This window comes from Lentilitoribacter sp. EG35 (genome assembly GCF_040784015.1).
Taxonomy (GTDB): domain Bacteria; phylum Pseudomonadota; class Alphaproteobacteria; order Rhizobiales; family Rhizobiaceae; genus Lentilitoribacter.
In genome coordinates, this window is the sequence record NZ_JBFNGQ010000009.1 from 1 (window position 1) to 13,858 (window position 13,858).

A 13,858-nucleotide genomic window follows, 5' to 3' on the forward strand; every position below is an offset into this window, starting at 1 on the left:
CCATAGATAAAACAAGCGGAAAATCCAAACCAAAATTCCCGCGATTTCCTCCATTGGACGTTTCCCGGCGCCAACGGAGAATGATTACCAGTGCTGAAAAATCACGCAAGGGCATCCGGAAACATACACAAAATAGAACAATCTTTTAATGTGAGTTATGGCAGCTTTTAATACATTAAGTAGCCGTCACTTTGACAGACATAACAAACCACATAATAACTGATCTCAAATTGAAGAATTTAAAAACAAAAAAGGAGCCACTGGCTCCTTTTCTCGATTAGTACTAGCCGATCCCTAGTTGATAGATTTCATCGCTTATCGATTTGACCCTATCCAGTGCTCGCTCGGACCTATATAGTTTTCACCATACCTTATGTTTTCTGGTTACTGTCATGTTGACGATGGTTTCATCGCAGTTTAGCGCATCCTGATGAAAAACCACCCCAAATTTCCGTCATTGAAAGGCCATCGCTTTCCTAGATCGGTTGTCAGCTACTCCGTTTGGGCATACTTTAGGTTCAACATGAGCCTGCGCGATGTGGAAGACCTGTTGGCGGAACGAGGTGTTGCAGTTTCTTATGAAACTATTCGATCATGGGTCGCAAAGTTCGGGCAGCAGTATGCAAGGTCGATCCGACGTGATCGTCCGATACCGAATGACAAGTGGCATCTGGACGAAGTCGTGATTGTAATCAAGGGCCAGCTCTGGAGAGCTATTGACGCTAATGGCGATATTCTGGATATCCTTGTCCAATCGTGCCGGAATACCAGAGCGGCAATACGTTTCATGCGTAAATTGGTCAAACAATATGGTGAACCTCGCGTTCTCATCACTGATGAATTAGGCAGCCATGGGGCAGCAAAACGCCAACTGATCCCGGGCGTCGAACACCGCCAACACAAAGGCCTGAATAACAAAGCCGAGGTTTCACACAGACAAACCAGGAGGCGTGAAAAGATATTCGGTCGTTTCAAATCGCCAAGGCAAGCTCAAATGTTTTTAGCAGCCCACGATCAAATAGCCTGTCTCTTTCGTCCACGCCGCCACACCCTTTCCTCTAATTCATACCGTCAAGCTAGATCAGACGCACATAGTCTTTGGTGCGAATACTCCGACGAGTTGACCGCTTAAAATTCGAGAAGTTGATGCCTTGTTCAAACCACTCAAATTAACATGACAGTACCCTCTGAGCCTTCCTGCAGTCTGCATTCGGATACGGCTAGCAAACTGGCTACCAAATTTCTCAGCCTATTTACGGATTGTTTGATGTGAGACGACAATCCCCCACTGCGCCAGAAGATCCTCTACCATGCGGAGGTTTAACGGAAACCGGAAATACAGCCAAACTGCTTGAGCTATAACATCAGGTGGAAAACGGTGACAGTGATAGAGCTAGTAGTTAGAAGATTGGGTCATGCCCTCTAATCGCAAATTTTGATGGACGCTTTGTTAACTTTACAGTGCCAGCAACGTACTTGGCAGTGGTTCATCACTTAACGCGACATTACCCATTCCCGATAACTGATAAAACTCACCGCAGCTACAATCAAACCACCACCCAACAGTACCCAGATATTCATGGCTTCACCAAAAGCTAGTGACCCAAGAAGCGTGGCCCAGACCAACTGTAAAAATGTCACCGGCTGTGTGACTATCAGCGGCGCAGCGCCCAACGCCTTTGTCATTGTAACATGCCCCAGAGTGGCGAACACCGCGACTAAACCTAGCCAAAATACATCACTCAATGAAGGAGTAACCCAAACCGCCCATGCAAAGGGTGCCAAGAAGATTGTAACAAAAATTGTCAGCATCCATACAATGGTGATAGCATTTTCCGTAACGCTCAATTGCTTTGCCACAAGATAACTTACCGCAAAAGCAGGAGCTGCTAGCAACTGTGCCAATTGCCCATGATTGATGTCCTGAAATCCAGGCCGCAAGATAAACAGAACCCCGATAAATGCGACAACCAGCGCAAGAATTTGACGCGTTGCCATTGCCTCTCCAAAAAAAATCACAGCTCCAAGGGTGACAAAAATCGGCACAGTATAACCGATGGCCGTCACCTCAGCGATTGGAATATTCGCCATAGCATAAAACCACAACACCACACCAAGCGCATTTGCAAACCCACGCAAACCATAAAGTGCTACTGTTCGCCAGTTTAATTTACCTTCAAAGATACGCTTCAGGAATGGCAACATTAACCCAAGCCCAATAAAGTAGCGGATAAATGCGGCTTGAGGGGCTGGGATATCCGAGCCTACATAGCGCACGATTCCGATGACGCAAACAAACAAACCTCCTGTCAACAGCATCCAGCCAATTCCCACCCAAGGAGAAGAATGTTCAGATCGAGATATAGTTTGATCGGTCATACTAATATCCTGCTTCAGTGCCCCGCGTTCGCTTACCCCTACATTTCCTTAAGCAGGTCAATTCAAAAAAACCATCAGCATGGGCGACATAAATTTTCCTTCGAACCTTGTGACGAAAAACAAAACTCTGGGGTTTGACAAAATGTATTCACAAATTTTCGGGTTTATTTACAAACTTGAAACCGCCATGTTTGCTGGGCAAACTTCTTTACCAGCATTTCTTTGGTTTCATAGCTATCCAATTAGGATACAAATAACAAACCTCTCCAATTCTATTAGATCAATTGTTGTTAGCAATTGGCAAACATTGGTTATTCATCAATAGGTGAATAAAACTCATCCTAAGCCAACTTCTCACCGCCCTGAGTTTGTAATTCGATGAAAAAGTTCCGCCTGTTCTTCACATTTCTCTTTGAGCCAGTTAACAAATTCAACGACATTTGAATTATGAGAATTCTTTGCGGGATAGACGGCATAATATCGCTCTTTACACACAAGGCGATATTCATGGGCCAGTGTCAGCATGCCCCGATCAAGCTCCTTTTTGATTAAGAATTCTGGTAAGACCGCCACACCTATTCCAGCTAGTGCGGCTTCAATAACATGCGAATAGAATTCAAACCGCGGTCCGACAGTCGCACCTGTTGGTCTACTACCGCAATTCTTCAACCAATCGTTCCAAAGATTGGGACGCGTGGTATGTTGAATTAGGGTGTGTGACTTGATCTCATCTGTATCCATCACTGTTTTACCCATTTTGAGCAAGGAAGGTTCGCAAACCGCAACCACCGCTTCATCCATTAGATATTCGCAATGTGCTTTATCCCACTGTGGCAAACCAAAATGAATAGCAACATCAGTAATCTCATTTTCAAAATCAAATGGGCTAATTTTAGAAATCAAGTTGATCTCTATTAATGGATTTTCAGATAAGAATTCATTCAACCTTGGAACCAGCCACCGCGCGCCGAACGTTGGCAAAATAGCGACCGTTAATACACCTCCCTGTCGTCCATGCGAAATCAATCGAGCGGTAGAAATTTCAAGTCGATTAATAATTTCACTAACTTCTTTGGCGTATTCTCGCGCCGCTGGTGCCGGAATAAGCTGGCGTTGCTCACGTGTAAACAGCTTGCGACCCAACAATTCTTCAAGGCCAGATAGGCGCTTACTTACCGCACTTTGGGTGAGGCCCAACTCCTCTGCAGCCAAGGTAACACTGCCTAATCGGACTGTAGATTCGAAACATGCCAGCGAACTGGTTGGTGGTAATGTTCGTCTCATTGCATCACTCAAATTCCGTATTCATTCCATTTTGGACTGAATACTAAGTAGATATTTCATTTTACAACGATAAGATATCGATGATTTACTACAAAAAATAAGGGATGGACACCCCCTAAGTTCTAATACGCACAGAATAACAATCACTAATTAAATCATGCTTGTGTAGGGGAAGCTACTTAAACAGAACTTATTCTGTTTATCATATCAGGGAGAATATATGATGTTTTGGAATTTAAGAATTGCCACTGTGCTGCTAGCGATGCCAGTTAGTGCCATGGCTCAGCAAGGTGATATAGTGCCTGAGGTCGATTTTTTGACCTGGCCGGCAGCCAAATACTCTCACTACGCTGAGACCTCAAATTATGTGGCAGAACAGTGGGAAAAACTTGGGCTAAAGGTCGACTTGATGCCCGTGGCATTCCCAAATCCAATGTTGTCACTTTGGTTTAAAGAACACAAATTTGATGCAGTTCTGTCATCTTTATCAGGAAACCCGCTTCGGCTTGAGCCAGATTTTTTTACCAATTCCCAGTTTAATTCCGCAAACTCTGCCCCGGGTAATTGGAATGTAGGCGAGTATAGCAATCCCAAGGTTGATGAACTGGGCCGACAGCAGTTGGGGATTTACGATGCTGAAAAGCGCCGTGAAGTTATCTATGCACTTCAGGAAGAACTTTATAATGATCCGCCCGAAGCAATCGTAACCTATGCGATTAGCACGCATGCTATTAACAGCGACAACATGGAGATCGATGGCTTCGAAGCTTCGCCTGAAGGCATTCGCGCTAACGCAAATGTCATGCGGATGAAGTCCAAACATGGTGGCGCTGTACGCGTCGGCTGGACAGTCGACTACACAACACTCAATCCGCTTGTCGCCAGCACCAATGAGGACTTGACGAATTTAGCTCTTCTATATGATCAACTGGTTGTGTTGGCACCCGATGGTTCTCCTCGAATGTGGCTTGCTGAATCGATCGACGTCGTCGATGATTTAACGGTTGATGTGAAAATGCGCACTGGCCATACATTTTCAGATGGTGAGGCGGTGACCCCAGAAGATGTGAAATTCACCTTTGAATATATGAAGAAGTGGGAATCTGCATATTTCACTAAATACCTTGAAAAGGTCGAAACGGTTACTGTCGTTGACGGAAATACGTTGCGCTTCAAGTTGAACCAGCCTTATGCGCCTTTCGTGATGAATACATTAGGACAGGTGTATATTCTTCCCGAGCATGTATGGGGTACATTGGTTGAAGATCTGGGTATCGCAAAGCCTCAGGATTTTGCTAATGATCAGCCAATTGGTAGTGGTGCTTACTCGGTGAAATACCGCAAAGAAGGTCAAGAAATGTATTTGACCGCGCGTAAGGATCATTTTGGCAAACCTCAATCGGATATTCTGAGCATTATTTATGGCTCTGCGGAAGTGGTGATGCAATCACTGCGCAAAGGTGAGATCGATGCGTCTTTTCAACCCGTTGTTCCAATTACAATCGATGAATACCGTGGATTGGATAACATCAAGCTTTATGAAGCGAAGTCTAATGGCTACAATTCAGTTCGTTACAAGACCACAGGGCCAGTTTTCTGGAACAAAGACCTACGTCTCGCTCTAGCTCATGCTGTACCATATGATGCGATCATCAATGACATTTTTGGTGGACTTGCAGCGACTTCGGGCAGTTCGATCGTTCCGGTCAATGCTTACTGGCACAACCCAAAACTTGTACCACCTGTATTTGATCTTGATCTAGCAAGATCAATGCTCAAAGACGCAGGCTTTACTTGGGATGATGACGGACGTCTTCATTTCCCAGCTAAATAAACCGTGAACTCAACAAGCCTTAACCGTAACTTAAGACAGGTCGCCCAGCGATGATTGAAGCAACCAATCTAGTCAGACATTATCCGGTGGTGACCGGGTTGAGGTCCCTATTCTCCGCGGGCCGCCACAAGGTGGTCCGCGCAGTGGATGACATTAGTTTTCAAGTAGATGCTGGCAAAGTTCTTGGTATTGTTGGCGAAAGTGGGTGTGGTAAGTCTACGACAGCCAAAATGCTTGTCGGATTAGAGAGCCCCACCGCCGGCAGTATTAGTATCGACCAAGACGATCTAGGGGAAATGCGCATTCGCGATCGTCTTGCCTTTCACCGCCAGATGCAAATGGTATTTCAGGACCCATACGGTTCAATTAATCCCAGTCATGACGTATTTCAAATTGTATCGCGACCTCTGGTTTATCAAGGCGAAAAGGACGACGCCAAAATCCGAACCGCCGTCTTGAAGGCGATGGAACAGGTCGGGTTGAACCCACCAGAATTATATTTAAACAAACATCCTCATCTTCTAAGTGGCGGTCAACGGCAACGTTTATGCATAGCCCGTGCGATTATCCTAAATCCACGATTTCTTGTAGCAGATGAACCAATCTCAATGCTCGATGTATCGATCAAATGGGACATCATTCGCCTGTTGCGGCAGTTGGTTCGTGAACGCAATCTGTCTCTTGTTTATATAACTCATGATCTGGCTACTGTGCCAACGATTTGTGATGATGTCGCAATCATGTATTTGGGCAAAATCGTCGAAATGGGACCTGTCAAAAAAATCTTACGAGAACCACGTCACCCCTATACAAAGGCGTTAATCGCATCGATCCCGAGCCATGTGCCTGGCGCAAATCGACAGGCAGCGGACATTAAAGGTGTGTTGCCTGACGCAATTAAACCTCAAGTCGGGTGCCTGTTTCATGATCGCTGTAAGGTGGCAATTGATGTCTGCAAAACCGAATCTCCAGCTTTAGTAAATGTCACCGGATCGCAAGTCGCCTGCCATCTAGTCAATAGTGAAGGAGGAAATTGAGTATGGGCAAGTATCTACTCACCCGCCTATTTCACATGTTTCTCACGCTTATTGCGATGCTTGTGTTGATGTTCTTCCTATTCCGTTTGATGCCAGGTGATCCAACAGCAACAATTATCAGCGACGCGCTTTATCCCAAGGCACAAGCGGCAATGATGGAGCAATTTGGCCTCGATAAACCGCTGCACCAGCAGTTCCTGATTTATCTTAAAAATTATGCGCAGTTTGATTTTGGAGTTTCATTCAGAACAAACCGTTCTGTCGCTGAATTGATAGAGGGTCGGTTGATGAACACGATCATGTTAATTCTGCCGTCTATGATTGCAGCCTATGGATTGGGCATGATTATTGGCGCTGTAATGGCATGGCGACGTGGTGGTAAGATCGAGTTTGCAGTTGTGTTCATTGCCACCGCATTCCAGTCCGCACCGGTGTTTTGGGTTGCGATGCTGGCTATTTTGGTCTTCTCTTTACATCTGGACTGGTTTCCATCCGGGCATATAGTCACCCCTGGGACATTTCCAGATCCCACACTAGCAATGTATTGGTCTAAAGATTTTCTTCATCACCTAGCATTACCTTTCCTAGTTAATACCGCCTATCAAATCTGCTTTCCATTACTTTTGATGCGCTCGAGCATGTTGGGTACAATTGGCGAAGATTTCATAGAGCTCGCCCGCATGAAGGGACTAAAGGAACGTCGTATTCTGTTCCATCACGCTGCACGCAATTCGATGCTGCCAGTGGCTACCACGATCCCGATGATCTTGGGTTGGGCGGTCGCTGGTTCGGTGGTAATCGAGACAGTATTTTCTTGGCCGGGATTAGGGTTATTGATGATCCAAGGCGTTGAAACCTCCGATTACCCTGTGGTTCAAGCAGCCTTTTTCTTAATCGCTGTTCTTACAGTACTGGGCACATTTGCTGCAGATCTTCTTTATGGGCTTCTGGATCCGAGGATTGTTTATGACTAATTTGCCAATACAAGTGGACGACGATAATCAGAACAACAACTCACAGCTTGAGAGCGGACCACTTGCCCTTGCGCGACATTTTTGGCGTACAGTTAACCAAACTTGGTCTGGCAAAATAGCATTCTGGGTCTTCTCCACTTGTGTTTTATTGGCTATATTTGGACCCTTGCTAGCTCCTTTCGACCCTATGGAGCGCACTTACGATGAAGCAGGCAAGTTGGTTCGATTATCTAAACCCAACTTAGAGCATTTGCTCGGTACAACTGCGCTTGGCAGAGATGTATTTAGTCAAATTCTGTGGGGCGCGCGCGCCGCTATTCTGGTTGGTGTTCTGACAGCGCTCGGTGTAGTTGTTGTCGGTGTAAATATCGGATTAATCTCCGGGTACTTTGGCGGCAAAATCGATGCAATTCTAATGCGCATCACAGATGTTTTTCTCGGGTTGCCTTTCCTACCCTTCATCATTGTCGTTCTATCTATATCAGGGCGTAGTATCTGGACGATCATTTTCGCTATGACGCTGGTCATGTGGCGGTCAACTGCCCGAGTGATCCGGGCACAGGTGCTGTCACTCAAAGAAATGCCTTTTATCGCTGCCGCACGCGTGTCAGGAGCTAGTGATTGGACTATTATCTATCGCGAAATTGCGCCCAATATTCTACCACTAGCGCTGGTAAATATCGCATTTGCTCTGGCATGGGCAATCATCACTGAGGCTAGCATTGGATTCTTGGGGTACAGCGATCCCGATGTCGTCAGCTGGGGATCGGTAATTTATCAGGCTTTCGCTAGTCAAATGATGTATCGCGCACCTTGGTGGGTAATCCCACCGGGAGCAGCAATCATGATCCTAGTGAGCTCGGTCTATTTCATCGGCCGTGCTTATGAAGAAGCGGTCAACCCACGGCTACGGAGGCACTAAGAAAATGAGTACTTCACGTCTATCAGTTACTGATCTTTCAGTTCGTTATCGTACAAATCGTGGCCCCGCTGCGGCACTGGAGCATGTCAGCTTAAAGTTGGATGCTGGTGAAAACCTAGGTTTGGTTGGCGAATCTGGCTGTGGCAAAAGTACTTTTCTTAAATCGGTTATGGGTGTGCTACCCAACAACGCTGAAGTTGTTTCTGGTGCTGTTCGACTGGACGGCGAAGACATGATTGCCGCCACGCCCGAGCGTCGCCGCCAAAGGCGGTGGAAAGACATGTCGATGATCACCCAAAGCGCGCTCAACGCACTGGATCCTGTGCATCGCATAGGCGATCAGATCATTGATGCCATCAACGCTCATGAAAAAATTCCTCGGCGTGAGGCCATCAAGCGAATTAAGGAATTGTTCGAGTTAGTGGGTGTTGATCCCGAGCGATTTCGCGAATTTCCACACCAATTTTCTGGTGGTATGCGACAACGAGCAATCATTGCTATGGCACTGGTGTTAAACCCATCGGTCGTATTGGCAGATGAACCAACTACCTCGCTAGATGTTATTGTGCAGGATCAAATTTTTCGTCGTATCCGTGAGTTGCAGAATAAATTCGGATTTTCGATTTTACTTGTTACCCATGATTTGGCTTTGGTTATCGAAAATTGCGACCGAATTGCTGTTATGTATGGTGGAGTTATTGTCGAAGAGGGACCAACCGCACAGGTCGTCAATGCACCTTTCCACCCATATACGTTAGGTCTTAAAAATTCACTTCCCAATCTGGACAGTGATGTAGAACCCATCGCAATTCCAGGTACGCCGCCAGATTTGGTAAACCTGCCGAAAGGATGCCGGTTTGCGCCAAGATGTCCATTTTCCCAGGAAATTTGCCAGGATACCATCCCCAAGATGCGGGAAATTTCCAATGGTCATCGGTCAGCGTGTCATCGAATCGATGATATTGCAGATATTCGTATTCAGGCCGCCACGCCCGAAAGCTGGTCGGATCTATCTCAAACCATCAAGGATTTTGCTTGAACCGCCAACAACAGTTTAGCGGTGGCTCCACATACCTATCTCTATGAGCATTCATACGTGGAAATCCATGAAATTAGATGAAACAAAAGGATAAATAATGAACTACTTTGCGTATGGAACACTTCTAGATGTTGAAGCAATGCAAAAATATGCCCCCTCCGCTAAACCGGTAGGGATCATGACATTGAGGGGTTATCGCATGGGCTTTGGTGCGTGTGAGCGTGATGGTGTGAGCGGGTGTACACTGGACGTAGCACCGGATGAAATCATATATGGGATACAATATGAACTCAGCAAGGAAGATATGGACAAGCTCGATGGAGCGGCGGTGTCAGATGACATGTGGGCAAAAAAATCCATAACTTTAACCGATGTAAACGGGAATGAAGTAAAGTCTGTGACGTATGAAATTCCAGGTTTGACACGGATGATAGCACCTAGTGATGACTATGTACGCCCGATTCTGAAAGGTCTGGCTGAACTTGATTTACCAAGCAGTTATGTCGAAAGCATGAAGCGGTTAATTGTTCGGGCTCAATCTGCTCAGTAAATATCTCAACCGCATCATTTGGATGGATGTTTGAGGTCGTTCAACGGGCTGCCAAGACCGTCAACTTGTATAAAACAGATATCTGAGAACACCGTGATATTTAAATACAGCCGGCCGTGGTTCATACGCAAATTTGGAGTTGCCGCATGAATATTTCCTCCCGCGTTCTAAGCTATGAAGATGGCTTGATTGCAATTCGACAGCAGATTCACGCTAACCCTGAACTTCTGTTTGATGTGCACTCGACAGCTAGCTTGGTTGAACAAAAACTAAATGAATACGGCGTCGATAAGGTTATTACAGGTATTGGGCGCGCCGGCGTGGTCGGTGTCATCAACGGCAGAAAGGGTGGCCCCGTGATTGGTTTGCGAGCGGATATGGATGCCTTGCCAATCCAAGAAACAACAAACCTGCCCTATTCTTCGAAGAAAGCAGGACTAATGCATGCTTGCGGTCATGACGGGCATACTACGATGTTACTCGGCGCTGCACGTTATCTGGCTGAAACTAGGAACTTTTCCGGGCAAGTCGTTCTGATTTTCCAACCGGCCGAAGAAGGCGGCGGCGGCGGCAAAGAAATGGTGGATGATGGGCTAATGGAACGGTTCGCCATTGAGCAAGTTTTTGGACTTCATGTTTATCCAAGTCCGAAAAAAGGCACATTCGCAATTTGTTATGGCGCAGCACTCGCTGCAATCGATACCTTTTCCATTCGAGTGATTGGTCGTGGCGGACATGTCGCCAAACCCCATACATGCCTAGATCCTGTTATTGCGGCATCTGATATAGTGACAAGCCTACAATCTATCGTTTCTCGAAGTGCTGATCCAATGGAGCCTTTTGTAGTTTCGGTAACAACCTTTCACGCTGGGCAAACGACAAATATAATTCCCGCCGAGGCGATCCTCACCGGCAGTGTGCGAACTCTGTCAGAAGGAATTCGCGACTTAGCAGAACGGCAAATCAAAAAAATTGCGAGTTCTGTTGCGCAAGCTCACGGTTGCGAAATAGAGATCGAACATCAACAACTATATCCCGTTATGAGCAATCATGCAGAACAAGCTAAATATTCAGCAGACATTGCGACGGAGTTAGTGGGCGCTGACAATGTAAATAGGAAGCATCCTGCCAGCATGGGTGGAGAAGATTTTGCATTTATGTTAAACGTGCGCCCAGGGGCCATAATCTTTCTGGGTCAAGGCCCTGGCCCAGAACTACACAATTCAGGTTTTGATTTCGACGATAGTATAATATCACTGGGCGTGTCTTATTGGGTGAAATTAGTTGAAAACATGGTCAAAAATTAAACTATGTACCAACAAAAGGTAGTGTCGCAAAGTTTGTTGCGGGGTAAAGTTTACCCTCGGTTCTTTTTGATTTTGTAATAGAACTTTAGTTCAACGTCTATTCAGATTGAGATTATCATGATTAACTTTACGGTACCACTCAAACCAACCCCAATTTCTGATATCCCCATAGTCAATATAAGTTGAAAACTCTCCCCAAAAATCCTACGATTTCCTCCATTGGCGCTTTTCAAACACGGCCATGAAGAAAAGAAATCTATGCAACATCAACAATGCGGTGTCTGAAAAACTGCACACAAGCAGTCATAAACAAGTCAAACAGCTTTTTTTAAATAAGCTGTGGTATGCTCATTTTTGGCAAATTCTATAAGGGAAGTGATAGTTTCGTTTTCCGAGCGTCGCTCTAATATCCTTACGAAAATCTGATCAACTTTGATTTTATTGATCGGAAATTTGGTAAAATATGCGAGCAAGAAAAACTCGGTGTCACTTAGTACTTAATTGTAAGATTGTGGCTTAATTGGAGTTATATGGCATTTAAATTTGAGACTCGATGGCTTGCTATTTCCGTATGAGCTGCAATTGTTGCGGTTGCCCCAATCGAATATCGGAGCGATCAGGTGGTCAGTGGCCATTACAAATCTATTCCTGTTTCTCCAAGCACATGCCCTTGAAGCATCTTCAACATTGCGGGTCCAGATTGTTCAACTATGCCAATCATACAAACACTGCTCATAAGAAATCTCCTGATTATGATGAAACAAACCCATTATACCACGTCAGTGGCAATCTAGGAACGTCCATCCCATCAGAGCCTATTCAATTTGCCGATTTAGAGGAAGCGTATTGGGTGTGTTGATAATATTCACTACCAGGTTTCAAAATAGTGTTCGGAAAATCTTTATGATTTACTGCATCCGGCCAACCCTGTGGTTCAAGACAAATGCCAGAATGCTTTGAATAAGATCTTCCATCAAAGCCAGTTGGGGTCACATCAAGCTTAAATCCATCATATACTTAGAGTCCGGGTTCGGTTGTTCGAATGTCCATTTGAAGTCCAGACAATTTGGAACGTAAGCGTCCTACTTTTCTTATTGATTGGTTTTCGTTTGAAAGACATAAATTGTGATCGATTGTTTCATTATCCATAACCGCACGTTCTGTTCGGAAGTCAAACCTTGAATTGTGGGGTAGTTTACGGATTAGTGCGAAATGACACCATAAGGATTTTGTCAACCCAAATTGAAGAACCGTTTGTGGTATTTTCAATAAGATATGAGTAGAGACACACGTTTCTTGCCCCAGAGAGCCATTTTACTCTATTCCACAAACCTGCGTTTGAGAAACAGCCAAGGTCGGCTCTGAGCCCTTAGCGGAAGTGCCTTTGAATATTTCATTCATTATTTGTGACGGTTGAGTGCTTGAATTCATATTTCCAAGATACCGTGCAAAAAGAGGTGGGCTGTTAAGGCAAAGTCCCTTTCTGTCAAATTGTATTTACGATACGAATCGTATATGTTTCGTATGCCAATCAATTTCGAGGAAACATTATGGGTATTGTCAAAATAAGCGACGAATTACACGAGGAAATCCGCCGAGTGAGCACGGTCATGTGCCGTTCTATCAATGCACAAGCAGAGTTTTGGATGAAATGTGGCATGATTGCAGAAGCCAATCCGACGGCATCATTTAATGATATTGTAAGAATGCAAATGGAAACTGCGAACGTGCATCTTGATGTGACAGGGGTTGCCTAGCGTGGTGAAAATGCCTGATGAATTAGAACTCATGCGCGTATCAGGAAAATTGCTTGCGTCCGTTTTTGAAATGCTGGACGAACAAGACTTCATCGGCGTTTCTACGTTAGAAATTAACAACCTTGTTGAGCGTTTCATCACGGTTGACCTTGCTTCCCGTCCTGCAAGCAAAGGTCAGTATGATTTTGAATACGTTCTTAATAGCTCAATAAATCACGTCATCTGTCACGGTGTGCCGAGTGCACAGGATATAGTTCAAGACGGTGATATAATTAACCTCGATATCACTCTTGAAAAGAATGGATTCATAACTGATTCCAGCAAGACATATGTCGTCGGAAATGCTTCACCTGCCGCAAGGCGTATTGTGCGGATTGCCCATGGCGCAATGTGGGAAGGAATAAAACAAGTGCGACCTGACGCAAATGTAGGAGATATTGGGTTTGCAATCGAACGATACGCCAAAAAGAACGGGTGTTCGGTGGTGCGGGAGTATTGCGGACATGGTATCGGTCGTGAAATGCACGAAGACCCGCAAGTGTTAAACTTTGGACGGCGGGGAACTGGTGCAAAATTATATGAAGGTATGGTCTTCACTATCGAGCCGATGATTAATCAAGGAACACGCAGAACTTTGCTTGAAGCTGATGGTTGGACGGTTACCACTAAAGATGGACGACTCTCCGCACAGTTTGAGCATACAATAGCAGTCACAAAAAGTGGTGCAGAAATTCTTACTTTGCGTCGTGACGAAATTCAGCGCTGATTTATGAAA

Annotated in this window: 13 protein-coding genes and 1 pseudogene; 10 read left to right on the forward strand and 4 right to left on the reverse strand. The window is 45.2% G+C overall.

Annotated elements, in window-relative coordinates:
- The first annotated feature begins 430 nt into the window (after positions 1 to 430).
- Positions 431 to 1,132, forward strand: coding sequence for an IS6 family transposase (locus AB2J24_RS14825; RefSeq protein ID WP_367386014.1), 702 nt, complete (start codon positions 431 to 433; stop codon positions 1,130 to 1,132).
- A 120-nt stretch (positions 1,133 to 1,252) separates the two neighbouring features.
- Here AB2J24_RS14825 and AB2J24_RS14830 read toward each other — a convergent pair.
- From AB2J24_RS14830 to AB2J24_RS14840, 3 genes and pseudogenes are all read right to left on the reverse strand, one after another.
- Positions 1,253 to 1,360, reverse strand: a pseudogene (locus AB2J24_RS14830) (IS6 family transposase); the annotation flags it as partial.
- Positions 1,361 to 1,494: 134 nt separating this feature from the next.
- A complete protein-coding gene (locus AB2J24_RS14835) occupies positions 1,495 to 2,379 on the reverse strand; it encodes a DMT family transporter (protein WP_367386015.1) in 885 nt (294 codons plus the stop codon).
- Positions 2,380 to 2,733: 354 nt separating this feature from the next.
- Positions 2,734 to 3,663: a LysR family transcriptional regulator gene (locus AB2J24_RS14840; protein ID WP_367386016.1), complete on the reverse strand. Its 930-nt coding sequence runs from the start codon at positions 3,661 to 3,663 to the stop codon at positions 2,734 to 2,736.
- Positions 3,664 to 3,883: 220 nt separating this feature from the next.
- Between AB2J24_RS14840 and AB2J24_RS14845 the strand changes: the two genes are divergently transcribed.
- The 7 genes from AB2J24_RS14845 (at position 3,884) to AB2J24_RS14875 (ending at position 11,326) form a co-directional block, all read left to right on the forward strand.
- Complete coding sequence (locus AB2J24_RS14845) at positions 3,884 to 5,497, forward strand: ABC transporter substrate-binding protein (RefSeq protein WP_367386017.1); 1,614 nt, start codon at positions 3,884 to 3,886, stop codon at positions 5,495 to 5,497.
- Positions 5,498 to 5,547: 50 nt separating this feature from the next.
- Complete coding sequence (locus tag AB2J24_RS14850; protein ID WP_367386018.1) at positions 5,548 to 6,534, forward strand: oligopeptide/dipeptide ABC transporter ATP-binding protein; 987 nt, start codon at positions 5,548 to 5,550, stop codon at positions 6,532 to 6,534.
- Between the two features lie 2 nt (positions 6,535 to 6,536).
- A complete protein-coding gene (locus AB2J24_RS14855) occupies positions 6,537 to 7,508 on the forward strand; it encodes an ABC transporter permease (protein ID WP_367386019.1) in 972 nt (323 codons plus the stop codon).
- On the forward strand, positions 7,501 to 8,430 hold the full coding sequence (locus AB2J24_RS14860; RefSeq protein WP_367386020.1) for an ABC transporter permease: 930 nt from the start codon (positions 7,501 to 7,503) through the stop codon (positions 8,428 to 8,430). Before AB2J24_RS14855 ends, AB2J24_RS14860 begins: the two co-directional genes overlap by 8 nt.
- Positions 8,431 to 8,434: 4 nt before the next feature.
- Complete coding sequence (locus tag AB2J24_RS14865) at positions 8,435 to 9,469, forward strand: ABC transporter ATP-binding protein (protein ID WP_367386021.1); 1,035 nt, start codon at positions 8,435 to 8,437, stop codon at positions 9,467 to 9,469.
- A gap of 97 nt (positions 9,470 to 9,566) precedes the next feature.
- On the forward strand, positions 9,567 to 10,019 hold the full coding sequence (locus tag AB2J24_RS14870) for a gamma-glutamylcyclotransferase family protein (protein WP_367386022.1): 453 nt from the start codon (positions 9,567 to 9,569) through the stop codon (positions 10,017 to 10,019).
- A gap of 146 nt (positions 10,020 to 10,165) precedes the next feature.
- Positions 10,166 to 11,326 (forward strand): M20 aminoacylase family protein, encoded by a 1,161-nt coding sequence (locus AB2J24_RS14875; RefSeq protein ID WP_367386023.1) that lies wholly within the window; start codon positions 10,166 to 10,168, stop codon positions 11,324 to 11,326.
- Positions 11,327 to 12,145: 819 nt separating this feature from the next.
- On the opposite strand, the gene AB2J24_RS14880 is transcribed toward AB2J24_RS14875, so the two are convergent.
- Positions 12,146 to 12,319: a hypothetical protein gene (locus tag AB2J24_RS14880; RefSeq protein ID WP_367386024.1), complete on the reverse strand. Its 174-nt coding sequence runs from the start codon at positions 12,317 to 12,319 to the stop codon at positions 12,146 to 12,148.
- 557 nt (positions 12,320 to 12,876) lie between these two features.
- On the opposite strand from AB2J24_RS14880, the gene AB2J24_RS14885 reads away from it, so the two are divergent.
- Together AB2J24_RS14885 and map are read left to right on the forward strand one after the other, a co-directional pair.
- Positions 12,877 to 13,083 carry a ParD-like family protein gene (locus AB2J24_RS14885; protein ID WP_162651473.1) on the forward strand — a complete coding sequence of 69 codons (207 nt, stop codon included), beginning with the start codon at positions 12,877 to 12,879 and terminating at the stop codon, positions 13,081 to 13,083.
- A 1-nt stretch (position 13,084) separates the two neighbouring features.
- On the forward strand, positions 13,085 to 13,849 hold the full coding sequence (gene map, locus AB2J24_RS14890) for a type I methionyl aminopeptidase (RefSeq protein ID WP_367386025.1): 765 nt from the start codon (positions 13,085 to 13,087) through the stop codon (positions 13,847 to 13,849).
- Positions 13,850 to 13,858 lie beyond the last annotated feature (9 nt).